We start from the raw sequence: 22,309 nt of genomic DNA on the forward strand, positions 1-22,309 counted from the left end.
AAAATCAGCCATTTGGATGGGACCTGCTCGATCGCAACCTAGCGTTTCCTTCGATAGACTAGGAGGGTAGATATTAAGTTATGTAACTATGAATGCCATTACCCTTGGTTCTAATGGCCCTACCATTGCGCCGTTGGGAATTGGTGCGTGGGCCTGGGGCGATAAGCTGTTCTGGAGCTATGGCAAAGATTACGACAAGGCTACGCTATACGATGCATTTAAAACGGCCCTAGACGTTGGCATTAGTCTGTTTGACACGGCAGAAATTTATGGTTTTGGCGAATCAGAACGACTGCTGGGCGAATTTATGCAGCAAACCGATCGCTCTCGTTCCTCGGTGCACATTGCCACGAAGTATTTTCCGCTGCCGTGGCGCTTTAATGCTCAGGCGGTGGCTGATGCTCTCACTGCTAGCTTGAAGCGGTTGCAATTGCCAACAGTGGCACTATATCAGGTACACCAGCCGTTTGATTTTTTGATGGGGCAAACAACGCTATTGAACGCGCTGGCCGATGAAGTGAAGCAAGGACGCACCTTAACCCTTGGGGTCAGCAATTACTCGGCTGAGCAAATGCGACAAGCCCATCGTATCCTAGCCGATCGGGGAATTGCACTGGCGGTGAATCAGGTGCCTTACTCACTACTAACTCGGCAAATTGAAAGCAATGGCGTTTTAGATACTGCTCGCGAACTTGGCATCACAATTTTGGCCTACAGCCCTCTGTCCCAAGGCTTGCTCACTGGAAAGTATACAGCCGACAACTACACTCCTCCTATAGGGGCCCGCCGACTAAATCCTCAGTTTAGCCAAAGCAGTTTGGAGAAGCTGGCTCCCACCATTCGCTTATTGACAGAGATTGGTGAAACCCACGGTAAAACCCCGGCTCAGGTGGCGTTGAACTGGCTGATTGCTCAGGGCAATGTCATCCCGATTCCGGGTGCTAAGAATGGCGACCAAGTGCGGCAAAATGCAGGAGCGCTGGGTTGGTCGTTGTCTCCAGATGAACGGGAGCAACTCGATCGATCGACTGCTACGAGTCGCTGAACTCATCGGGCAGGTTTCTCGCGTCTAGCTTCTAGCTGGTCACACCTGCCCTTATTCCGCTTCAGCCGGAGCGTTAGTTGAATTCTCTGCACCCAGATGAGCGGGGTTTACGCTCCTGAAATACCACAGCACCACCAGCAGCGGCAGCAAGTACTTGTCCCAGGGATAGGCTTTGATCATGAGTCCAGCGTTGATGAGAACCAGCCAGAACCCCAGGTTAAATCGTGAGAAGCGAATGACGGCTAGCAACCCTGGAATGTACAGCATGGGCAATTTAAGGATAAAAGCGGGCATGATGTTGACCACCTTGATCAGCAGTCCGTGGGCTTGAAACGGCGGGAAAATGATCAACAGCAATAGCAAGACAAACGCCAGCACGTAATTTTTTTCCCGTAAGAATCGATGCGGCTTCCATTGGCGATCGAAGAGAATCCACTCTGGAATCACAAAGTAAATCCCTAAACAAGCAAGAGAATATAAACTGGCGCTTAAGTCCACCAGCCATAGCTGTTTCTGTACGGTTGGAACGGGGATAGCTGTGTTGGAGATAGCACTGGCGGGCGTTAAGCCATTAAACAACAGAATCCAACCGCCGATTGTGGCACTAGCCAGCAACGGAGCTACCCACCTAAATTTGGGCCTGAGGCCAGTTTGCTTGACCGTCAGCAGAAATTCGTGGGTGGCGATCGCCACTGGAAAAGCCAGCATGTATTGCCGTGTAGCAATGGCCAACGCAAACATAACGGCGCTCCACCCATGTTGCTGGCGTTGATAGAACCAACAGCCGAAAAACACAAAAAAGGCTGCCATGATATCGGTGTACAGATAGCCACTCAGCAACAAATAATAGGGAAATATCAGTAAGCCAATGGCTGCCAGTAACGACGTGGTTTTCTGGATGGGATGGGAAGTGCCAATTAGCCACACGATGGTCAGCGACAACCCAACATTGAGCAACCGTCCCACGACAACGCCACCTTGAAAAAGGTATTCCAGCATACCAAATATCACAAACGGCAGCGGAGTATTGAGAGCGCCATAATTCTGCAATTGATCGATTGTAGGAAGCAGGCGGTGGCTGAATTGTAAGCTTACTTCCCAGAAATGAGGTTCGTCCCAAGTCAGCGGAAATTGAAGCCCTTCGAGATAGACGAGTAATCCACCATAGAGAGCAGCTAGCAAAACAACAAAGCAAAATCGAGGTTTAGACGCAATAGCATAAACCAGCTTCATACGTTAAAAGCCTGCCAGCTTCAAAGAACTTCGCTTCTACACAATCCTGATAAGATTTCGAATTTCAGGAAACATTTGAGGAGAGGTGCTTGCCGTTGGGGCGAGTCAAAGCACAAACCGCTCCCTCAATTAACCTCAGCCAATCAGAGCAAACTGAGGGAGATGGGACAACTCCAAGGATAGACATATTAAACGGAGAGGGAGGGATTCGAACCCTCGGTACGGACTTTCGAACCGTACAACAGATTAGCAATCTGCCGCTTTCGACCACTCAGCCACCTCTCCAGAGGTTAGAGCTTTATCATCATAGCAAAAAATTGCCTAGGAGCAAGATAGAAATACAAGAAGTGCGAGAAGCCGTGGACAAATCGATATAAAGAAAGATGGCACGGGCTGATTGACTGACACACCTCGTACTGCCTTCACCTCAATCTCTCCTGCGGCTATATAATGTAGATTAAGGTGTCAGATTGGGACGCAGGGCCGCGACGATCGAGGGGTTGATGCCGAGGTATTTCACCACTAATCGATTGAGCCACACGTTCCACAGGATCATCGATAGGGCAGTGGCCACGGCTGCGCCAAAGGTGCCCAGTATGGGAATCCCGATCAGGTTGAGGCTAACATTAATCAGCGCACTACAGGCAAATACAAAAGCGCATTGATTTTGATGTCCTGTCATCATCAGTAAATATCCGACCGAACCGGCACCTACGTTGACTAATTGCCCCAGCGACAAAGCCAGTAGAGACCATTTCGCAACAACAAATTCTGAGCCAAACAGCGATAGTAGTGGATCTGAAAAAACGAATAGACTGATTGTGACAATGAATGCTGGATAAAACATCCATCGAGCAATGATAGAAACCAACTGCTGAAGCGTGTGACGATCGCCTTGAGCATAGAGTGTACTAAACATTGGGGCTGCGATTGCATTGATAGACGCCAAAATAAAACTGACCCACGTTGCAGTTTTAAACGCCGCCCCGTAAATTCCGACTGCCTTTGTTCCTAGCAATGCTCCAATCATTAAGGTATCTGTTTGGTTTAACACAATAAAGGAACCATCAATAAACAAAAGTGGTAAAGATACTAACAGCCATTGCTTCAATCCAAAACTTGGAGGGCTACTTCGGATCGATGGTAATAAAGCACGTTGAAAAAACCACTGCTGACCGATTAGAATGAACACTAGTATGAATCCAGAAATAACGATTGCTGTAATACTGGTGAGTGATTGTTGAGTATAGACCCAGCCAAATGCAGTTCCTGTCAGCAGCAGTGGAAACATCACCAAGGAGGGAAAGTAGGCAAGTACTATTTGACGAATGCTTCTAGACATTTCTAGCTGTAGTTTTAATAGTGCCAACAGGGGAATTAACCAAACACCAAGTAATAGCGACGATCGTAAACTGTTTAAGCTTGTCGATCGACCGACGACTCCAATAATCACTATGGCGATCGCCGCCGTGATTAAGCCAGCGATGGCTGTTTGCCACCAACTGGTTAACAGTAAACCACGCAGCCGAGACCAGTCTTGCTTGACGGTGTATTCTGGCACAAAGCGCAACACCGCTCCCGATAATCCCAGTCCTGCCAGCAATGCCAGAATGGTACTCAACGTCATCACATAATCGTAGGTTCCATACTCAGCGGCCCCCATCCAACGAGCCAATCCAATTTGCATTCCATAGTTGATGCCTGCCCCGGCCGTTTGAATGAGAAGAGCCGCACTCGCTCCTCGAATCAAGGTGGCAATTAGGTCAGGGTGCTGAAGTTTCTGCCAAAGAGTTTCTAGCTGGATCAAATGCCACAGTTTCATGAATTCCCGACGTCGTTAAAGAGCAGATGGTACAGTCTATCTCTCAATGGATCAATTCTGCTATGAACCCGGCCATATTTGATCTTGCATTCCGAACCCCCCTCATCCCCCAGCCTCTGCTTCTAGAAAAGGCGCAGGGGGGCGGATCGGAAGTTCCTCACCCAAAGGGCGGGGGATCGAGGGTGAGAGGGCAGATGTCGTGACAACGGTTGCCGGGTTAATAGATGGTTGCCGGGTTAATAGATCGGTATTTCTTCTACCAAATTTCTTCCACCAAGATTAGCGGACGCTTGCAAGCGTTTGCTTATCTTCTACAATCAAAACTGGAAACGGACTTGTTTCTAATACGGCTTGAGACACTGACCCCACCAACACCTCAGCTAAAGACCGATGGCCGCGTTTTCCCATCACAATTTCGGTAACGTTATAGTCTTGAGCCGTGCGAATAATTTCTTCAGGAACTGAACCAGCAGTAGTGATAAATCGATGCCGAATATCTGCCAGAAGCTGTTGCGTTTGTTCCCGCAATTTCTCAACTCCTCGAGGATCATGAACTCGAATGACATGCAACACAATCACTTCACCATCTGCCCGTCGAGCTAAGTCAGCGGCTTTAGACAATACCTGTGTGGATAAGGAAGAGGTATCGATAGCAGCCAATAGAGTAATGCGACGAGCGATCGCCACTTTGGTAGGATCAACCTCACCCTTTTGCAGCAGCCTAGGGGCAAAGGTTGGAATGGCCCACGCCCCTAACGGGGCCGTCACCAAAATCGACAGAGCCGCCAATGCCAAGATTGTTTCACCCCCAGCAATGCCCTGTGCTAGCGGAATGGCACCAATTGCTGCTTGGACAGTGGCCTTGGCAGAATTTCCTGGCAGCAAAAACAACCGCTCTTTCCATGTCCAATTACTACCCAATGTCGAGAGATACCAACCTAACGATCGTCCCAACAGGGTTCCAATGGCCAATACTAACAATCCAATCCATGCTGTGTTGCCCAAAACATTCAGTTGAATACTAGCGCCCAGCAGCACAAACAAAATGATTTCGGCGATGACCCACACACTGTCAAAGCCACCGCGCAACCGTCGCGCCAGTGGGGTGTCTAACTCAATCAAGAAAAACCCGGTGGCCATCACCGCTAAATAGCCAGAAAAGATCGGTATGTCTTCGGCTAGGACCACCAACAGCAGCGCAAACCCGGCTGCTACTAAGGTATCTTGCACAGCATTTTGAGTCCAGTTTTGTTTGCCCAGCAGGGAAACCAACATTCGAGCCGTCAGCCATCCTAACAGCACTCCCAAAACAATTTGCAGGACGACCTGAAACGGCAACAACTGCAACGGACTCAGCGTCACTCCACCGGGAAGGGTGATTCCAGTGGCAGCCGTCTGAGAGAGAATTGCCAACAGCAGACTAAATACCAGCAGCAACAATACATCCGATAGAGCACTACCTGTCAAGATGGCATCGGGAATCCCTTTTTGCACGCCCCATCCTAAGCTTTTTAGCCGCAACATGCCAGGTACAATCACGGCCGGAGACTCTGCTCCCACAATGCATCCCAGTAACAAACCCGTCGCGAAATCAAACTGCAAAAGCCACATCGCTGCCAAGGCTACGGCGATCGCCTCAAACGCTGCTGGTAAAAACCCTAACCGTAGGGCCACACTACCCTGTTGAGCCAATTTCTCGCGATCTAGCCCTAACCCAGCCTTCATCAGAATCACCATGACGGCGATCGTTCGGAACGAACCCGCTGCTTCCAAGATGGCAGGACTAAGAATATTACCGACTTGGGGCCCCAAGAGAATGCCGACCAGCACCATCCCCACCAATGCTGGAGCCTTGAACCGTCGAGCAATTTGCCCAACAAAAAATCCCATCAGTAAAATCCAAATGATGCTTTCTAACATGTCATCCTTGCCAATAACGTCAGTTCCTCTATGAAGCTATGAAGCAATGTGACTGGCAGCAGAAAGCTTAATGAAGGCAACAATGACCCACCCTTCCGCTGCAAGTCGGAACAGTAGGAGCCATCAGCCTCTTCAACGTAATAGAAATAGCTAACAAAATTCCTTAACGCTGGGCGGTTTCGGCGAGCTCCATCGCCATCTCTATCACTTATAGCATCCTATAGCCGTACGGGGAAGAAGCGGTGGTGAAATACTCCAATGCAAATGGGCACATCAACAGCGGAGGCGGTTACGGCACGCAATCAAACAAGCTGTTAGTGTCCCCCCATCTGACTGGAACGATGCTGTCCATTCGCCGGAAGTTCGATCGTTAATAACTGATGCTTCTGCTACCTATCTACGCCATTGCTTCAGCGGCTCAGAGGTCCCCGCGTGACTCCTAACTGATTGTGCAACTTCAGTTCACGCCACAGTTGCGATCCAGTAATTTCGCCGCGCAAAAGCCGTTGATAGCGATCGATCGTTTGGCATACTTGAGTTGCAGTTTCATTGACAAATTCAATCCGAAATTGTTGTACGCCCAAGTCAATTAACCGTTGGACTGACTCGGCCCCAGTTTGCGCAATGCCGTTAAATACTGTATTGCGACAACCGACATCCGCTTGCAAAATATGTTCCGTTCCTACACGGTCTTTCAGGGTGACACGATGCTTCTCGCAGGGACGACCACAGTTGGTATAGTCAGTTCCCTCAGATAAGAACGCACAGAAGACGCAATGTTCCATGTGAAACATCGGCATGTGTTGGTGAATTGTGATCTCAAACCAGTGTGTCGGACAAAGGTTTAACAGATCTTCGAGTTGATGAATGTTCAAGTCATAGGAGACGGTTAAGCGCTCTAAGGAATATTGCTGAAAATGATTGGCGGTAATGGGATTCGCCACATTCAGCGAAAAGTCGCCAATGCAACGATCGCCTTTGAAAAATTCCAAGTGATCATAATTGCGAATTAAGTATCCGTCTGCTTGAGCCGATCGCACCTGTTGCAAAATCCAGGTTTCATTGGGTTTAGTGATGCGGGGTGGAGCAATGTAGACGGTTGGAGGTTGGGGGTTGGGAAGTAAAGAGTGGGACTTTGTCTGCGATCGAACCTGCTTAACGAGAGCGACGGCTTGGCGATAGTTGCGAGGATCTTCAAATTCGCAGTAAAGGGTTTGAATCCCAGCGTGGAGTGCGGCGTGAAGTTGGTCAAGGTTGCGAACGAGGACGATGAGGGTAGGGGTGAGGGAAGGGGAGGGGAGGGAAGGGCGCTGGGGAAGCAGGTCTTGGAAGGATACGTTCGATCGCAGTTGCCAGCGTTTGGGTTGGGTACGCTGGTGTTCAAGTTGCTGCACGATATCGCGGCGCAGTCGGTTCAGTTCGCTGACAGGTAACATAACGGCACCGTCTAAGGTATTGGTGAGGTGTTCTAGTGTGAAGGGGGTGTTGCCTAAACGCGCAAATTGGTCATGCAGGCGCTCGGTGGTCAGAGGTTGACGATGGGCTTCCACTAGGGGCATCGTAGATTCCATTTGCACAATATGTCCCAGTGAATCACGGGCAATGGCGACAAGGGGCTGTCCCACGGCTCCATGAATTTCGACGGTAATGGGGCGTTGAAACTGAGGAGTATCGCCAGCAAAGGTTTGCCGCAGTTGCCGATCGAGTTCTGGGTCGCTGGTTTTCCAGAGTTTGTCGCCCACTCGAACCCGTTGAAGATTGAGGTCGCGTTTACCAAAAGACAGTACAGCGTCAGAGCCATTCTGGTGCACCGCATACACTCGTCCCCCTTCCTCCTTAGCTTCGGGATGACCGCTGTCAAATACGACTCCATCGCCCGCTTTTACCGGAGCCTGAAGTCGTACCACAATCTGCTGGCGCTCAATTCGCTTCACCTCTCCCAGATAAACCCCCCGTTTTTTGCCAAACCGGGCGTGCACTAATTCCTGGTTATTAATGCCGCGAAACCAGCCGGTATAGAGACCGCGAGAGAAAGCCATTTCTAGGTTGTAGCGATTAGGGCTGGGGAGTGGGGAGTGGGGAGTAGGGGGTGGAGAGAGGGGAGGGGAAAGTGGAAGGGTGTTGACGATTTGATCGATGGCTTGGCGATAGACGCGGGTGACGTTGGCGACGTATTCAGGAGATTTTAAGCGACCTTCAATTTTGAGACAGTGAACTCCTGCTTTGACGAGATCGGGCAGAACGTCCAATCCGGCTAGGTCTTGGGGGCTAAGCAGATAGCGCCGATCGCCCAGATCTACAACGTTTCCATCGGCTATTAACTCGTAGGGCATTCGGCAAGCTTGGGCACATTCGCCTCGGTTGGCCGATCGGCCACCCAAGGATTCGCTGGTGAGGCACTGCCCGGAATAGGCGACGCACAACGCCCCGTGCACAAACACTTCCAGTGGAAGCGAAAGCTGGCGATCGGCAAGCTGTTGTTGAATTTTATTGATTTCTTTGAGGGAACATTCCCGCGCCAACACCACTAGTTGACAGCCCAGCGATTGGGCAAATTCGACTCCTGCTGCACTGGTGATTGTCATCTGCGTGGAGGCATGAATGGGAAAATCGGGCGACAAATGCCGAATCAGCCGACAGATGCCCACGTCTTGCACAATGACCGCATCCACACCAGCCGTAATGATTGTGCGCAGGTATTGCTCGGCTTCAGCCAGTTCACCCGAAAACACCAGCGTATTCAACGTCACATAGCCCTTGACACCCCGACGATGCAGAAACTCGATCAGACGTGGCAACTCTGCCTCGGTGAAGTTCTGTGCCCGCATCCGCGCATTAAACCGCTCTAACCCGAAATAAATGGCATCGGCTCCGTTTTCCACGGCTGCTTTGGCACAATCCCAGGAACCAGCCGGGGCCAAAAGTTCTGGGGCTGAGGGCACAACGGGAGCGATCGAGGGAGACGAGGAGAGGTGCGATGCAGTGCTCATAAAGGCAAGAGAGTAAGGGCGTGGGCGCTAAGTATCCCATTGCCTATGATATCGTTTCTCCTCTTTTCACTAGGCAGCACAAGCAACTGGGTTAACGCGGCTGATCAATGGCATAGGTAAAGCCGAACAGTTCTCGCACCCGCACCCGTTGGCCGCGTGGTGGATATAGCAATGTATCCCGCCGGCTAGAGGTGGCATAGCGATCGGCAGCGGTGATGATTTCCAGGGCTTGCGATCGAGAAATTCCGTTGGGATAACGGGCAAAAACCTCCGACAGACAATCACTGCGACGACCACTGCGCTTCAATCGCTGTGGGTCTTGGTACAGTTGAATCACATCTTCTAAGCAATTGCTGTAGGACAAAATATCAAAGAAATTGAACTGTGGCGCCACAGCCAGTGGCGTGGGATCATCAATCCGTGACTGGGCAGAATTAGTTGAAGTCGCTTGAGATGGGTCAGGGGGAGCGCTGCGCAGCGCATTGATTGCTGTCCCTAAGCGGATGGCTAACTGGCGGGCATTGTCGCGGCTACTGGCCGTCAAAATCAGTCCATCGGGATCACACACCCCCGGAGCGGTACCCGCGCACACGACGGGTAAATTCTGCAAGCGCCCTGCCGTAATGGCAAAATTGCGCCCTAATCGCCCATGCACCGTATCTAGATTACTGGCTACTCGGCGACAACGCTCAGCCGCCGACAAATTGGGCAAGGCCAAATCTTGTGTCCATTCAATGAGTGGACCCACTACGCCGTCTTTTCGGCGTGCTTTTGTGATCGGTGTGGTGCCGCTTTCATCGCAAAAATAACGCGGTAAAGCCGTCGAAGTAGCCACCGTGGGTGTTGAAGCGTCCGCCGCCTGTAGCTCAATTTGATAGCTTCCTGCTTGTCCAGTGGAGTAGGCATTGGCATAGACAGTATAGCGGCCATCAACGGGCAGCGTATACACAATTTGGGCATCTAAATTACCAGCGCTGTCATCATCCTGCACCAAACTGTTGCCGTTGGGATCGAGCAGTACTAGGTAGGAATCGAGTTGGGTGCTGGTCATGCGAATTAAAACCCGCTCTCCAGCCCTGCCTTCAAACGTGTAAACATCAAAAAAGCTACCATCGGCAGACAACTGACTATCGCCTTCGCCCAATGTTCCAGAGATAGGAGCATCAAACTCCAGAACTGTGGGTTCTTGTGCATTGACCGATCGGGATGTACCCACCGACAGCAGCATGATGATTGCAATCCCCGATGACAAAAGACTGAGAAACTTAGATGGCTTCATAGGTCGATCTCAAAAATCCATGCAATGGCTCAATGTTCTACGACGGCTCGATTATTTTATTAGTCTCAACGATCTGGAACCGGAAATAAAGCGATCCCCCTCGCCACTACGCCAATACGATAGAATCTAGCTATTAAGAAATGTAAATATAGAAATGAGTTCTACAAAACGTCACAGGGCGCCTAACAATTCATGCGCTTCATGCGCCGAGTCTGCTTCCCAAGCTCCTCCGTTCCCTCAGATAGGGTCTAAGAACTCTACCGTGATTGTTGTGGGAGCAGGCATAGGGGGGTTGACTACTGGAGCACTGTTAGCGCATCGAGGATACCAGGTGCGGGTGTTCGATCAGGCGATCGTTCCCGGCGGTTGTGCGTCTACTTTTAAGCGTAAAGGATTTACGTTCGATGTGGGAGCAACTCAGGTGGCCGGGTTAGAGCCAGGGGGTATTCACTATCGTATCTTCTCCGAATTAGGAATTGACCTCCCTACCGCAACGCCCTGCGATCCTGCCTGTGCTGTGTTTCTTCCAGGTGAAACCGAACCGATCAACGTCTGGCGTGATCCGCAACGCTGGCAAGCCGAACGTCAACGGCAGTTTCCTGGCAGCGAACCATTTTGGCAACTGATGGCAGCGTTGTTTCACTACAGTTGGGCGTTTCAGTCCCGCGATCCGGTATTGCCGCCGCGCAACCTGTGGGATCTGTGGCAGTTGATGCAGGCGGTTCGTCCCGATACGGTGCTCACCGTGCCGCACACTTTCTCTACGGTAGGTCAAGTCTTGCGTTGGTACGGCTTACAGGACGATCGGCGGCTCAAAACGTTCCTGGATTTGCAGCTAAAACTCTACTCACAGGTGGGGGCAGACGAAACGGCTCTATTGTATGCCGCAACGGCGCTGGGCGTATCGCAAGAACCCAGAGGGTTGCATCATTTGCACGGCAGTATGCAGGTGTTGAGCAATCAACTAGTAGAGGCGATTGAACGAGGCGGTGGTGAGGTGTTGATGCGTCACACGGTTCAACGGATTCACACGAAAGCTGGACGTGTCATTGCGGTGGAGGTTTGTCACCAAAAAACCGGACAGGTGTGGACAGAATCTGCTGATCATATCGTCGCGAATGTCACGGTGCAAGACCTCGTACGGTTACTAGGAGAGGATGTTCCCTCCGGTTATCGGCGTCGCGTTGACAAATTACCGCCATCTTCAGGTGCGTTCGTCATTTATCTGGGAGTGACGCAAGCGGCGATACCGCCCAACTGTCCGCCGCATCTGCAATTTTTGTTCGACTACGATGGTCCGATCGCTGAAAACAACTCGCTGTTTGTCTCGGTCAGCCGTCCGGGGGATGGGCGTGCTCCTGATGGACATGCCACGCTGATTGCTTCGACCTTTACTGATCCGGCAATTTGGTGGAGTGGGGAACAGGAAACCGGGGACAGAGAGTGGGAAAAATCACCCCTGTATGCGGGGCTGAAGCAGCGTTACACACAGGAGGCGATCGAACGGTTATCGTGCTATTTCACCCTGACGCCAGAGACGATCGTGCATGTGGAGGCGGCCACTCCGCGCACATTTGCCCGTTATACGGCTCGCGATCGGGGGATTGTGGGTGGCATTGGACAACGGTTAATCACCTTTGGCCCGTTTGGGTTTGCTAACCGTACCCCCATTCAGAACTTGTGGTTGGTGGGTGACTCAACTCATCCTGGTGAAGGCACAGCAGGCGTAAGCTATTCCGCCTTGACCGTGGCCCGACAGATAGAAGCTAGCTCTAGATAAAAAACTCCACCTGGGGCTGGGGTGGAATCAGTTGCCGCTGTTCCAGTTCTGCTAGCAGCTTGCAAATGCTTTGCGTTGGTGTTTCCTCGGCGGTATGACAAACTAGATCGGGGTGAAGCGGCGCTTCATAGGGATCATCGATTCCTGTAAATGCTAGCAACTCTCCGGCTCTGGCCATGGCATATAGCCCTTTTAAATCTCTGGCTTCGCAAACTTCCAGCGGTGCATCTAAGTAGACCTCAATAAAATCAGTGCTGCTCTGCTGGCGAATGGCGTCTCGGGCTTCGCGATAGGGGGCAATTGCCGCAACGATTGCAATCACACCGTTACGACTTAGCAGATTGGCGACAAAGGCAATACGGCGCATGTTCGTGATTCGATCGTCGCGGTTATAGCTCAGCCCCTTGGATAAGCTAGTGCGAATGGCGTCTCCATCTAGTACTTCTACCAAACAGTGCCGCGTCTTCAGTTCTTGCTCCAGCCCTTTGGCGATCGTCGTTTTACCAGATGCACATAGCCCAGTTAACCAAAGTATGCAGCCTTTTCTATCCATACCCTTGTGTCCTTAATCGACTCAGTCATGCACTCGTCTTGTTATCTTAGCTGTCCATCCTAGATTGTTTGTAAAATGGACAGTTACTTTGCCCAAACTTCATTCTCTATTTTCTAGATCAACCCCAGCGCCAACACAAATTCTAGAAGATCACACATCTAGAGAATGACATATGAAGTAGGCTACCTTCACGTACACAGTTTGAAGTGCGGCATGGGTTTCTGGAGATGAAGAAAATGATTACCATTCGTCAAGCAACGGTGTCCGATCTAGCAGACATTCTTGCTTTGTATCGGCAACCCGCTCTCGATGACAACGCAACCCTTTCAATGCCCCAGGCAGAAGAGCAATTCGCACGTATTCAAACCTACCCGAATTACCATCTCTATGTTGCTGAGTTCAATGGTGCAGTTGTAGGCACCTTTGCCTTACTAATTATGGATAATTTATTACACCTAGGGCGTCCATCTGGCATTATCGAAGCTGTGGCCGTTGCGTTGTCACACCAGGGTCAGGGAATTGGTAAAGCGATGATGCAAGTTGCGATGGAACAATGCCGACAGGCTAACTGTTACAAACTAACTTTATCAAGTAACCTCAAACGTTCCAGTGCCCATGCTTTCTATGAATCTCTAGGCTTTGTTAAACATGGGTTCAGTTTTGTTGTTGATCTCACACCCTAAACATCTCACGGCAAAAACTCCTCACTTCAACACTTCGGACAGTTTTTGTGGAAAGGCTGGGAATCCTTGCCACGCCGCAAATTTCGTCCTTCTCCCTCAATCCCTCCCTCGACGGGGGAGAGGCACGTCAATCCGGCTTCCCTTTGGTCTTTTTGGGGAGCAGAGGTTAGGGGATGAGGGTGGTTTGGCACAAAAGTGTCCGGACTATTATCACTGAATACCTGTTCCGTGGGTTCCCTCATTTTCCTGTTCTAAGCCCTCCACAACCATTACGGCTTCGATCGCCTGGATTTGCTCTTGCAATACGCTCATCTGCTGCTGAAGTTGACGCAGGGATTGGTGCATCTCTGGCAGGCGATTATACACTGCCGAGGCTTTGAGGAAGGTTTTGTATGGACTCGCCGGGTTCCCCATCATCACGCTGCCTGGTTCGATCGTACCGTGTAACCCAGCTTTGGCTCCTGCTTGCACCCGATCGCCAATTCGGGTTTGGTTAGCCACACCCACTTGTCCTCCCAAAATGACCCAGTTACCAACCTGTACCCCACCCGCTAACCCCACTTGGGCTGCCATAATGCAGTTTTCCCCCGTTTGTCCGTTATGCCCCACATGCACCAAATTATCTAGCTTGGAATTATGGCCAATCCGGGTTTCCCCCACTGCTGGGCGATCGATTGTAGTATTACAGCCCACTTCTACCCGGTCTTCTAGAACCGTGACGCCCGACTGCTCCATCTTCACCCAGCCGTCTGCGGATGGCACGAAGCCAAATCCTTCCGCACCAATCACGGCTCCGCTGTGGATCACACAGTCGGCTCCAATCTGAGTACGTTCATGAATGGTGCAGTTGGCATGAAGAATGGTTCGATCGCCAATTTGTACCTGTGGATAAATCACCACTTGCGGATGTATACAAACCCCGTCTCCGATGGTGACATCCGCTTGAATCACCGTATAGGCTCCGATGCTGACGTTTTGACCGAGGCGGACAGATGGGTCAATGATAGCTGTGGGATGAATGCCGATCGCCGGACGGTAGGGCTGATAGAACAACGGTACGGCTTTGGCAAACAACAACTTTGGATCGGGAGTGCTCATCCAAGCGATTTGTCGTTCGGTGGCTTTAGCTTGCAGCGTTTCATCCAAAGGCAAAATCAGGGCACTGGCTCCGGTGGTCTCGATGGTCGAGGCAAATTTGCCCCCATCAATGTAGGCCAGACTTCCCGATCGGGCTTGTTGAACCTGAGCAATTCCCGTAATTTCGGGATTGCACCCTGGTTTTACCCCCAAGCTGTGATGATGATCGATGCCCAACTGTTGAAGTAATTCACTGAATTTCATTTTCTCCTCACCCCTCTCACCCAGAACGCGCCAACCTGCGATCGCCCTCAGTGCACCACTTGCCAAAACGCTAGCATACTTTGTTGAGATTATTTAGAGTGTTGGGTGGTGATAAGCAAGCAAGTTTAAGGCGATGAAACTCCTGATTCTCTTGGCACTGCTCTGGGTTGTGTGGCTCTTGATGCCCCGCCGCTGGGGACGGTTTTGGCAACTGCCGCTGGTGGGCTTGGCGGGTGCTGCAATTCTGCTCACCTTTACCAAGGTAGATCTTGGGCTATGGGGACTAACGGCTTTCGTGCCGCCCGATTCGGGTGAACCGGCTGAAGCGATCGTGGTGTTGGGGCGAGGCGAAGCGTTTCGTGATTCGCGCGTGGCTGCGGTGAAAACCCTCTGGCAGTCCGATCGTGCTCCGCGCATTTTTGCCAGCGGTATGTCTGATGCTCAATCAATGATTCAAGCACTAGAAGCGGATGGAATTCCTTCAGAGAGCTTATTTGGGGAAGAATGTTCCCAATCAACCGAAGAGAACGCCGTCTTCACTCATGCCATTCTGCGTCCGCAAGGAATTCGATCGGTTATCCTTGTCACCGATCCGCCCCATCTGTTGCGATCGTTTTTGTTATTTCGTAGTTTTCGGTTTCATGTCATTCCCCATGCCAGCCCCATGCCTATTTTCTCATCTCCCCAAATTCAAGATCGGTTGGAACTGAGAGAATATCTAGGTTTGCTTAAGTATGCGGTAACAGGACAATTTTTTCCGCGTTCAACGGCGAGCCTGCGCCAACCGTCACCAGATGTGGTTCAAAAGCTCCAAAATTGGCAGTGCCTTAGAATGGCGAATTAAATAAAACTGGAGATCAGGTAATTTGCAATACTCAAATCTCGATCGAGACTTCATTGAAGCAATCTTAGCGATCAATCTAGTCTGGTTTGCAAATCGATGCTGTTGCTTGGGAGGATTGAGCAAAACTGAGTGTATGGGGGGGAATAGTCAAAGCTTTGGCATAGGAAGCTTTGAGATACAAAAAATAGGGTTCTTCTTCGGCAACGTGTGCCTTGAAAAAGGCCACGCTGAAGGCATTCTGATAGTTTTGAATAATGGTTCTCAACTGTTGCCAGTCTCGCTCTTGATTGGTCAGGCTGTTGATTAGATCGAGCGTTACCCGAGCGTGAGGTAATCCTTGCGCCACCACCAGATATTGATTAGGAGCCGACAACCAGCAAAAGGTTGGGAGTTGTTCAATAACTAATGGCGTGAGAAAATCTTCATTCGTTGCTTCCCACAAGACTGGAATTGTCACCTGACGGATTTGTGTTTCTCCAAATAAACTACGACCAAATGGTAAGAATAAATACGCTGCGCTAATCCGATCGTCTTTTAAGATTGGCGTCGATCGTGGTAATTCTAAAGCGCGACATTGGTACAGTAGTGAGATATTTGTAATCGCAATTTCAGTGTTGCAATCGTGCTGAAGCTGTTCAAAATCAAAGGTCGCTCCTGCCAAACTGAGGGCTGTTGTACCACCAAACGAATATCCAAATATCCCCACCTGATGGAGATTAAGCTGCTGCTGCCACTCGGTTCGATTGAGATGTTCTAACTGATCGAGCAAAAAGGAAATATCCAACGGTCGATCGATAAACTCCTCGGCCGCAAAATTCTCGCGATATAGCCCTCGATAAAAATCCTGTAGGCGTTGTCGATCGCTGCCAGGATGATCGGGAATAATCACCGCAAACCCATAGGAAGCAAGATGTTGGGCCAATTCCATAAATCGATCGCGCCGTGCTCCTAACCCATTGGACACCAGAATGGTAGGAATGCGAACTCGATCGGGCAGTTTCGGGAAATACACATCTGTCGTCAACGATCGATTGCGGCTGGCATCATAGAAAGTGAGCGTTTGCATTGAAACAGAGAAGTTGCCTGGTTGTCGTAAATCTGGACGAGCCGCATAATCGATCGATACTTCAGACGCCGCGAGGATATCGCTTTGTTGTTGCAACAGCGCTACTGATTGCTCGGTTTGTTGCAGTAGCGAGGCGATGTATTGTTGAAACTGCAAAACGTTGCCCAAATTGATCTGAATATCGGTTGGAAATAGCCGCATCCAATGGAGGATAGATAATCCCACTGGATTGGCGGCGGCCAAAATCGAAGCCGATCGAATGCCATAGAAGCCGTTTTGACGGGCAGGTGTTCTCACCAGTTCTCCGGCCTCTTGCAACAACTGTTCACCCGCTGAGGTATAGCTGAATTGAGCCACCGTAACGGGATCAAGCGGATAGCTAGTCTGCAATGCTGCACGAACCTGATTCTGTTGAGCAGTGCTTAACCGCCTGAGAATAAAATCAAGCGAGCCGTCTGCTTCACCTGTTTGGGCAAAACGTTCTAGATCTTCCACCGCGATCGAAAAGCCCAAGGGTCCATAGTTGAAATAAATTCGTTCTGCCGCTTGAACTGGGTGCATCGGTAAGAAAGCCGCAAGCAGGCTGATGCTAATCAATGGCAACCGCCAGTGGTTCCGATGAGTAGAGTGAGTCACCATTCGTCTATAACGTTTCAACTGATAGCCATTGCTAGGATCGCACAAATGAGCGCAAAATGCGTCTGAACCGGCCTTTTGATAGCGCCAGATATCGATACAAATGTGTTAGCGGGTTCAAGTAGTAGTGAATCAACGAGTGTATATCGCTGGGGCGATTATCGTCCGATTGCCATTCATCTAGCACTTCCAATTCTTGATTCAGAAACTTTTTCCGGCACAGATGTCGTTGAATTTTGCCGCTAGGTGTTTTCGGTAAGCTACCGGGCTTTAATAATGCAATCGCATATACATCTAAAAAATGTTCCTGAAACAATGCCCATCGAATTGATTCCACCACATCACCGATTGGTAATCGATCGCGGTACTGGCGTTCTATTTCTTGCACAACCACTAACCGATCATCCCCGTTGACAGAAATTGCAAACGCCGCTGCCCCGTGTTCGTGAAAACCTGGATGACAGGCTGTTACCGTGCGTTCGATTGCTTCAGGGTAATGATTAAAGCCCCAAAACACCAGCACATCCTTGAGCCGCCCTGTGATAAACAAGTGTCCGTCTTGCCAAAATCCTAGATCGCCTGTGCGCAAAAACGGCCCGTCCCCGGTGTCGGTTAAATAAGCGTGAAAGGTGCAATTGGTAGCTTCGGGTTGTTGCCAATAGCCCCGGCCCAAGCCACTGCCAGTCACCCAAATTTCGCCTACGGTTTGAGGCGGACAGACCGTACACGACTGGGGATCGGCGATTACAATCTGGTGATCCAGCCACGCCCGACCACATCCCACCATTGTCCGAACTCCACGATCGTTGGGTTGAGCCAGCACGACCCGATTTTCTTCCAATGCCGTCTCTTGAACATGAGCCACGGCCAGCGGTTTGCCCTTATCTCCGCCTGTGACAAATAGTGTCGCCTCGGCCATGCCATAGCACGGGTAAAAAGCTGAACGCTGGAACCCGCACGGTGCAAACTTGTGCACAAACCGCTCGATCGTCTCTAGACGCACAGGTTCGGCTCCTGAAAACGCCAAGTTCCAGCAGCTTAGATCCAAGGTTTGTTGTTGAGCCTGTGTCACCTGACGGCACAGCAAATCATAGGCAAAGTTGGGTGCACCGCTGGTTGTAGCCTGATAGCGGGAAATTGCTTGTAACCAACGCACGGGCTTCTGAATAAAGGCGATCGGCGACATCAGCACACAAGACGTACCCAAGTAAATTGCCTGCAACGCATTGCCGATCAAACCCATGTCGTGAAACAGTGGTAACCATCCTACACCAATCGAGTCGGATGTATGCCCAAACGCCTGCTGCAACATTTGCTGATTGTGCAGAATGCTAGTGTGGGGAATCAGGACTCCCTTTGGGGCACCCGTGGAACCTGACGTATATTGCAGAAATGCCAGCGTCTCGCCTTCGATCGAGGGTTTGACCCAGCGATCAGCTTGGGTTAACAAAATTGCTTCCGTAGTGCACCAATTCAGTGGGGTTGTCGTTGCCGAGGAACTCAGTTGCGCCGTCAGTTTTGCCGCTAGACCCCTTGTCGTTAGCCCGATCGCCGCTTGCGAATCTACCAACCGTGCTTGCAGATCACTCCAACCGAATCGATTGCGGGGCGGATGACAGGGAACCGCCACCACCCCTGCATACAGGCAACCCAAAAACGCTGCAATGAAATCCAATCCCGCTTCGTAGGGATAGACCAGCAGCGCCCGATCGCCAGGTTTTACCTGGGTTTGTAGGTATGCAGCAATCGCCTGTGCCTGCTGATTCAATTGGTGATAGGTCACTCGACCCGCTTCTGCCTCTCCATCTTTGAGAAAAATGAAGGCCGTGCGATTGGGTTGGTGCTGCGATTGGTGGCGCAACAATTCAACAAAATTAGCTGGTTGCATGGAGTCTTCCTGGGGGTACAACCGACGGTTTTGTTTGATCAACTTGCCCTAGAGATATCCAACTTAGGACGGGCAAAACGCCCATCCTAGCTAATATTGTTGGATTAGGAAACGTAGCGTTTATAAATTCGCATAATTTCACCCGGCGCTCTCACCGTGGCTTGCTGAATCTGGGCATAGGGCAAGGCCCGCGACCAGTGCTCCACTCGGCAAAACCCACAGTGATGCAGATGGGCGATCGTGTGCTCCACCTCTTCGGGTGGTCCAATCAGCAGCATTTTCACCGATCGCCGAGACGACGCCACGGGGCGATTGTCCCCTGTGGACACACTCATGAACTCATCAGTCATGCTTAAACTCCTTTAGGTCTAGGGTAAGAAACCCTAGAGACTCGCTCTCAGCAGACTCAGACAGCACCAGGCCGCACAAGCTGAAAGCAGGGGCGCTATAATGCACCCTAGCCTTTAGACTAGTGGACATAGTCTGAGGTTAGCTAGCTCAGGTGTTCAGCTTGCCCGGCAGACACCTAGCTAGCGCTAGAGAAGGGGGTCTCTAGGTAGCCAGGTTACTCTTCCTCTAACAGATGAATAACCATAGTCACCCACCCTAGCAGAAGCTGATTACAGAATCAAGTCATATTTGTTACCGTCTTGTCTGCATAGAATAAACCAGCCCCCCAACGCTTAAGGTGGCAACCTTGCTGGTCTGTGGTAATTCATCGCAAGATTTTGACAATACCACAAGAATTAGATAGCTGAAGCCCGTTCGATTATTTAGGCTTAAATGGTCATTAATATAATACCGGTGAACGCTATGGCTCATTTACTGCACATTGATGCTAGCCCACGTGATAAACGATCGCGATCGCGAAGCTTCACTCAAGAATTCGTTGAAATGTGGAAAAAAGTTCATCCTAGAGATATCATCACCTATTGCGATCTTGGTCATCATCCTGTACCTCATATCAATGAAGCCTGGATTGCAGCGGCGTATACACCTCCTGAACAGCGCACTCCAGAACTGTGGGATGCAATTCGTGTCAGTGATCAGTTGGTAGACGAATTTTTAGCTGCCGATGTTTATGTGCTTGGTGTTCCTATGTATAATTTCAGCATTCCGAGTATGCTCAAAGCCTATATTGATCAAATTGTGCGAATTGGTCGCACCTTTGAGTTTATGCCAGAGAATCTTGAAAATCCCTATAAACCCCTGGTTTTAGGAAAGCGAATGGTTATCATTACGGCACGCGGTTCGTCAGGTTATGGACTAGGAGAACGTTACGAGAGGTTGAACTATCAAGATCCATATTTGAGAACTATTTTTAGATTCATTGGCGTCACAGATATCACCGTTATTTCCGTTGAAAATGACGAATTGGGAGGTGCAGCGTTGGAACAGTCGATCGCCTCTGTGCGGGCCCAAATTGCTCAACTTGCAATCCGGTAACGAACGATGGTCATTCATTTCTTAGCCGCGATCGGCTGTGGGGTGATAGCAGGCGTTTTCTTCGCTTTCTCGACGTTTGTGATGAGTGCTCTAGCTCAACTTCAACCTAGGGAAGGCATCGCCGCGATGCAATGGATTAACCTCACTGCCATCAACCCGCTGTTCATGGGTGCTTTGTTTGGCACAGGAATAGCTTGTTTATTCCTGGTGGGTTCATTACTGCATAAGTGGCAACAACCCGGAATGATCTATCTGCTGCTTGGCAGCTTGCTGTATCTAATTGGCGCAGTTGGAGTCACGATCGTCTTCAATGTACCGCTGAATGATGCCCTCGCCACAGTCAAACCCGACAGCCCTGAAGGCGCAAATCTATGGAGCACCTATCTAACAAACTGGACACGCTGGAACCATATCCGCACGGTGACCTCCTTGGCGGCCGCTATCTTGCTGTCCATTGCTCTTGGCGCTCGATCGACACCGTAGCCATGTCTCGATCCCCAATCTCCAACCCCTAATCTCTAATTTCCGATCTCCTCTTGACATTCTCAACTAGTACATTTAACCTAATAGTTAATTAACTGCGCAGTTAAATAGAAGTTCCTCCATAGATGTCCACTGATTCGCTGAGCGTCACGTTTGCTGCCCTGGCCGATCCCACCCGACGAGCAATTTTAGCCTACCTCGCCAAAGGCGAAGCCTCGGTGTCGGAACTTGCTCAACCGTTTAAGATGAGTTTGCCTGCTGTGTCCAAACATCTCAAGGTGCTAGAGCGGGCCGGCCTAATTACGCGCAGTCGGGCAGCACAGTGGCGTCCTTGTCGATTGGAAGCGGAACCGCTGAAAGATGCCGCAGACTGGATTGATCTCTATCGCCAGTTTTGGGAACAGAGTTTTGATTGCTTAGATGAATATCTTCAGGAATTGCAAGCAGGAGAACATCAAACCGATCGCGAACCGTGAGTGGCGATTGTCCTACTTCTAGGAGAAATAACATGTTAAAACACAAGCTCTCCGTTAATACGCGAGGCGATTGCGATATTGTGATCACTCGTGTCTTTAATGCTCCGCGTTCACTAGTTTTTGCAGCATGGACTCAGCCAGAACACGTAAAGCGCTGGTTTAGAGGATGCCGTCAACTGGAGTTAATTATTTGCGACATCAATTTGTACGTTGGCGGAACGTGGCGCTATGTCTTGCACGATCTCAACACAGGTACCGATTTTGCGCTAAATGGAGAATACCGCGAGATTGTACCACCTGAACGTTTGGTTGCCACCGAACGATATGAACTGATTCCTAACAGCGATCGGTTGAACACGCTGACACTGACCGAACATGACGGCAAAACAACACTTTGTATCCACGTTCAACATGTGTCTAAAGAACAACGAGATGGGCATTTGCGATCAGGTTTAGAAATAGGCCTATACGGAACATTAAACCGTTTGGAAGAATGCCTTCAGACAATGATGTGAATATCTAGAAATATTTGTGCTCGATCGAGAATAAGATCATTAAATCTGTATTCTGAATATAGAAGGATATTGGTTGTACGAGGCTTTTATTCCATATCTCCTATGCCGTCGGAACGTGAATTAACAATCATTCGCGTGGTTAATGCTCCACGCAAACTGATGTTCAAGGTTTGGACTGAGCCAGAGCACTTTGATGACGTTCCATCAAGTTGCTTTCGAGTCGATGGAATTGCGGAATTTGCACCAATCAGGCTGGTCTGAATGTTTCGATCGACTAGTCGCGTATCTGGTGAATGTCATGACAGGAGA

The 22,309-nt window shown here is 50.2% G+C and carries 20 protein-coding genes, 1 tRNA gene and 1 riboswitch; of the genes, 10 read left to right on the top strand and 11 right to left on the bottom strand.

Annotated features, from left to right (window positions below; genetic code table 11):
- The first annotated feature begins 88 nt into the window (after positions 1 to 88).
- Positions 89 to 1,045, top strand: a complete 957-nt coding sequence (locus tag OXH18_RS14845; RefSeq protein ID WP_268607878.1) for an aldo/keto reductase — start codon at positions 89 to 91, stop codon at positions 1,043 to 1,045.
- Between the two features lie 51 nt (positions 1,046 to 1,096).
- Here OXH18_RS14845 and OXH18_RS14850 read toward each other — a convergent pair whose 3' ends face one another.
- The 4 genes from OXH18_RS14850 to OXH18_RS14865 form a co-directional block, all read right to left on the bottom strand.
- Positions 1,097 to 2,278, bottom strand: coding sequence for a hypothetical protein (locus OXH18_RS14850; RefSeq protein WP_268607879.1), 1,182 nt, complete (start codon positions 2,276 to 2,278; stop codon positions 1,097 to 1,099).
- Between the two features lie 193 nt (positions 2,279 to 2,471).
- A tRNA-Ser gene (locus OXH18_RS14855) sits at positions 2,472 to 2,563 on the bottom strand.
- A 172-nt stretch (positions 2,564 to 2,735) separates the two neighbouring features.
- Positions 2,736 to 4,100 carry an oligosaccharide flippase family protein gene (locus OXH18_RS14860; RefSeq protein WP_268607880.1) on the bottom strand — a complete coding sequence of 455 codons (1,365 nt, stop codon included), beginning with the start codon at positions 4,098 to 4,100 and terminating at the stop codon, positions 2,736 to 2,738.
- 279 nt (positions 4,101 to 4,379) lie between these two features.
- On the bottom strand, positions 4,380 to 6,020 hold the full coding sequence (locus OXH18_RS14865; RefSeq protein WP_268607881.1) for a cation:proton antiporter: 1,641 nt from the start codon (positions 6,018 to 6,020) through the stop codon (positions 4,380 to 4,382).
- Between the two features lie 107 nt (positions 6,021 to 6,127).
- Positions 6,128 to 6,226: riboswitch (Fluoride riboswitch) on the bottom strand.
- Positions 6,227 to 6,265: 39 nt separating this feature from the next.
- On the opposite strand from OXH18_RS14865, the gene OXH18_RS14870 reads away from it, so the two are divergent.
- Positions 6,266 to 6,394 (top strand): hypothetical protein, encoded by a 129-nt coding sequence (locus OXH18_RS14870; protein ID WP_268607882.1) that lies wholly within the window; start codon positions 6,266 to 6,268, stop codon positions 6,392 to 6,394.
- Positions 6,395 to 6,430: 36 nt separating this feature from the next.
- Here the strand turns inward: OXH18_RS14870 and OXH18_RS14875 are convergent, their stop codons facing one another.
- Both OXH18_RS14875 and OXH18_RS14880 read right to left on the bottom strand, forming a co-directional pair.
- On the bottom strand, positions 6,431 to 9,010 hold the full coding sequence (locus tag OXH18_RS14875) for a U32 family peptidase (protein ID WP_268607883.1): 2,580 nt from the start codon (positions 9,008 to 9,010) through the stop codon (positions 6,431 to 6,433).
- 91 nt (positions 9,011 to 9,101) lie between these two features.
- Positions 9,102 to 10,289, bottom strand: a complete 1,188-nt coding sequence (locus OXH18_RS14880; protein WP_268607884.1) for a COP23 domain-containing protein — start codon at positions 10,287 to 10,289, stop codon at positions 9,102 to 9,104.
- Positions 10,290 to 10,551: 262 nt separating this feature from the next.
- On the opposite strand from OXH18_RS14880, the gene crtD reads away from it, so the two are divergent.
- On the top strand, positions 10,552 to 12,069 hold the full coding sequence (gene crtD, locus OXH18_RS14885) for a C-3',4' desaturase CrtD (protein WP_268607885.1): 1,518 nt from the start codon (positions 10,552 to 10,554) through the stop codon (positions 12,067 to 12,069).
- Here crtD and cysC read toward each other — a convergent pair.
- On the bottom strand, positions 12,062 to 12,622 hold the full coding sequence (gene cysC, locus OXH18_RS14890; protein ID WP_268607887.1) for an adenylyl-sulfate kinase: 561 nt from the start codon (positions 12,620 to 12,622) through the stop codon (positions 12,062 to 12,064). The genes crtD and cysC overlap by 8 nt on opposite strands.
- A 236-nt stretch (positions 12,623 to 12,858) precedes the next feature.
- Between cysC and OXH18_RS14895 the strand changes: the two genes are divergently transcribed.
- Entirely contained in the window at positions 12,859 to 13,305 is a 447-nt protein-coding gene (locus OXH18_RS14895; protein ID WP_268607888.1) for a GNAT family N-acetyltransferase, read from the top strand.
- A gap of 210 nt (positions 13,306 to 13,515) precedes the next feature.
- Here the strand turns inward: OXH18_RS14895 and lpxD are convergent, their stop codons facing one another.
- Positions 13,516 to 14,646: a UDP-3-O-(3-hydroxymyristoyl)glucosamine N-acyltransferase gene (lpxD, locus tag OXH18_RS14900; protein ID WP_268607889.1), complete on the bottom strand. Its 1,131-nt coding sequence runs from the start codon at positions 14,644 to 14,646 to the stop codon at positions 13,516 to 13,518.
- A gap of 133 nt (positions 14,647 to 14,779) precedes the next feature.
- On the opposite strand from lpxD, the gene OXH18_RS14905 reads away from it, so the two are divergent.
- The gene (locus OXH18_RS14905; RefSeq protein WP_268607890.1) at positions 14,780 to 15,490 is read left to right on the top strand and encodes a YdcF family protein; all 711 of its coding nucleotides are present in this window, start codon (positions 14,780 to 14,782) and stop codon (positions 15,488 to 15,490) included.
- 76 nt (positions 15,491 to 15,566) lie between these two features.
- On the opposite strand, the gene OXH18_RS14910 is transcribed toward OXH18_RS14905, so the two are convergent.
- From OXH18_RS14910 to OXH18_RS14920, 3 genes are all read right to left on the bottom strand, one after another.
- The gene (locus OXH18_RS14910) at positions 15,567 to 17,195 is read right to left on the bottom strand and encodes an alpha/beta hydrolase (RefSeq protein ID WP_268607891.1); all 1,629 of its coding nucleotides are present in this window, start codon (positions 17,193 to 17,195) and stop codon (positions 15,567 to 15,569) included.
- 31 nt (positions 17,196 to 17,226) lie between these two features.
- Positions 17,227 to 19,080: a fatty acyl-AMP ligase gene (locus OXH18_RS14915; protein ID WP_268607892.1), complete on the bottom strand. Its 1,854-nt coding sequence runs from the start codon at positions 19,078 to 19,080 to the stop codon at positions 17,227 to 17,229.
- Positions 19,081 to 19,184: 104 nt separating this feature from the next.
- Positions 19,185 to 19,430, bottom strand: coding sequence for a hypothetical protein (locus tag OXH18_RS14920; protein ID WP_268607894.1), 246 nt, complete (start codon positions 19,428 to 19,430; stop codon positions 19,185 to 19,187).
- A gap of 463 nt (positions 19,431 to 19,893) precedes the next feature.
- Between OXH18_RS14920 and OXH18_RS14925 the strand changes: the two genes are divergently transcribed.
- The 5 genes from OXH18_RS14925 (at position 19,894) to OXH18_RS14945 (ending at position 22,261) form a co-directional block, all read left to right on the top strand.
- Complete coding sequence (locus tag OXH18_RS14925; protein ID WP_268607895.1) at positions 19,894 to 20,526, top strand: FMN-dependent NADH-azoreductase; 633 nt, start codon at positions 19,894 to 19,896, stop codon at positions 20,524 to 20,526.
- Between the two features lie 6 nt (positions 20,527 to 20,532).
- Complete coding sequence (locus OXH18_RS14930) at positions 20,533 to 21,009, top strand: anthrone oxygenase family protein (RefSeq protein WP_268607896.1); 477 nt, start codon at positions 20,533 to 20,535, stop codon at positions 21,007 to 21,009.
- Between the two features lie 125 nt (positions 21,010 to 21,134).
- The gene (locus OXH18_RS14935) at positions 21,135 to 21,485 is read left to right on the top strand and encodes an ArsR/SmtB family transcription factor (RefSeq protein WP_268607897.1); all 351 of its coding nucleotides are present in this window, start codon (positions 21,135 to 21,137) and stop codon (positions 21,483 to 21,485) included.
- A gap of 32 nt (positions 21,486 to 21,517) precedes the next feature.
- Entirely contained in the window at positions 21,518 to 22,000 is a 483-nt protein-coding gene (locus OXH18_RS14940) for an SRPBCC family protein (RefSeq protein WP_268607898.1), read from the top strand.
- Positions 22,001 to 22,102: 102 nt separating this feature from the next.
- On the top strand, positions 22,103 to 22,261 hold the full coding sequence (locus OXH18_RS14945; protein WP_268607899.1) for a hypothetical protein: 159 nt from the start codon (positions 22,103 to 22,105) through the stop codon (positions 22,259 to 22,261).
- Positions 22,262 to 22,309 lie beyond the last annotated feature (48 nt).

The organism is Thermocoleostomius sinensis A174, assembly GCF_026802175.1.
In the GTDB taxonomy this organism is placed as follows: domain Bacteria; phylum Cyanobacteriota; class Cyanobacteriia; order Elainellales; family Elainellaceae; genus Thermocoleostomius; species Thermocoleostomius sinensis.

What these genes read in the sequence shown, in the direction of transcription:
- OXH18_RS14845 (WP_268607878.1), top strand. Translation starts at nt 89, where the DNA reads ATGAATGCCATTACCCTTGGTTCTAATGGCCCTACCATTGCGCCGTTG.
- OXH18_RS14850 (WP_268607879.1), bottom strand. Translation starts at nt 2,278, where the DNA reads ATGAAGCTGGTTTATGCTATTGCGTCTAAACCTCGATTTTGCTTTGTT.
- OXH18_RS14860 (WP_268607880.1), bottom strand. Translation starts at nt 4,100, where the DNA reads ATGAAACTGTGGCATTTGATCCAGCTAGAAACTCTTTGGCAGAAACTT.
- OXH18_RS14865 (WP_268607881.1), bottom strand. Translation starts at nt 6,020, where the DNA reads ATGTTAGAAAGCATCATTTGGATTTTACTGATGGGATTTTTTGTTGGG.
- OXH18_RS14875 (WP_268607883.1), bottom strand. Translation starts at nt 9,010, where the DNA reads ATGAGCACTGCATCGCACCTCTCCTCGTCTCCCTCGATCGCTCCCGTT.
- OXH18_RS14880 (WP_268607884.1), bottom strand. Translation starts at nt 10,289, where the DNA reads ATGAAGCCATCTAAGTTTCTCAGTCTTTTGTCATCGGGGATTGCAATC.
- cysC (WP_268607887.1), bottom strand. Translation starts at nt 12,622, where the DNA reads ATGGATAGAAAAGGCTGCATACTTTGGTTAACTGGGCTATGTGCATCT.
- OXH18_RS14895 (WP_268607888.1), top strand. Translation starts at nt 12,859, where the DNA reads ATGATTACCATTCGTCAAGCAACGGTGTCCGATCTAGCAGACATTCTT.
- lpxD (WP_268607889.1), bottom strand. Translation starts at nt 14,646, where the DNA reads ATGAAATTCAGTGAATTACTTCAACAGTTGGGCATCGATCATCATCAC.
- OXH18_RS14905 (WP_268607890.1), top strand. Translation starts at nt 14,780, where the DNA reads ATGAAACTCCTGATTCTCTTGGCACTGCTCTGGGTTGTGTGGCTCTTG.
- OXH18_RS14910 (WP_268607891.1), bottom strand. Translation starts at nt 17,195, where the DNA reads ATGGTGACTCACTCTACTCATCGGAACCACTGGCGGTTGCCATTGATT.
- OXH18_RS14915 (WP_268607892.1), bottom strand. Translation starts at nt 19,080, where the DNA reads ATGCAACCAGCTAATTTTGTTGAATTGTTGCGCCACCAATCGCAGCAC.
- OXH18_RS14920 (WP_268607894.1), bottom strand. Translation starts at nt 19,430, where the DNA reads ATGACTGATGAGTTCATGAGTGTGTCCACAGGGGACAATCGCCCCGTG.
- OXH18_RS14925 (WP_268607895.1), top strand. Translation starts at nt 19,894, where the DNA reads ATGGCTCATTTACTGCACATTGATGCTAGCCCACGTGATAAACGATCG.
- OXH18_RS14930 (WP_268607896.1), top strand. Translation starts at nt 20,533, where the DNA reads ATGGTCATTCATTTCTTAGCCGCGATCGGCTGTGGGGTGATAGCAGGC.
- OXH18_RS14935 (WP_268607897.1), top strand. Translation starts at nt 21,135, where the DNA reads ATGTCCACTGATTCGCTGAGCGTCACGTTTGCTGCCCTGGCCGATCCC.
- OXH18_RS14940 (WP_268607898.1), top strand. Translation starts at nt 21,518, where the DNA reads ATGTTAAAACACAAGCTCTCCGTTAATACGCGAGGCGATTGCGATATT.
- OXH18_RS14945 (WP_268607899.1), top strand. Translation starts at nt 22,103, where the DNA reads ATGCCGTCGGAACGTGAATTAACAATCATTCGCGTGGTTAATGCTCCA.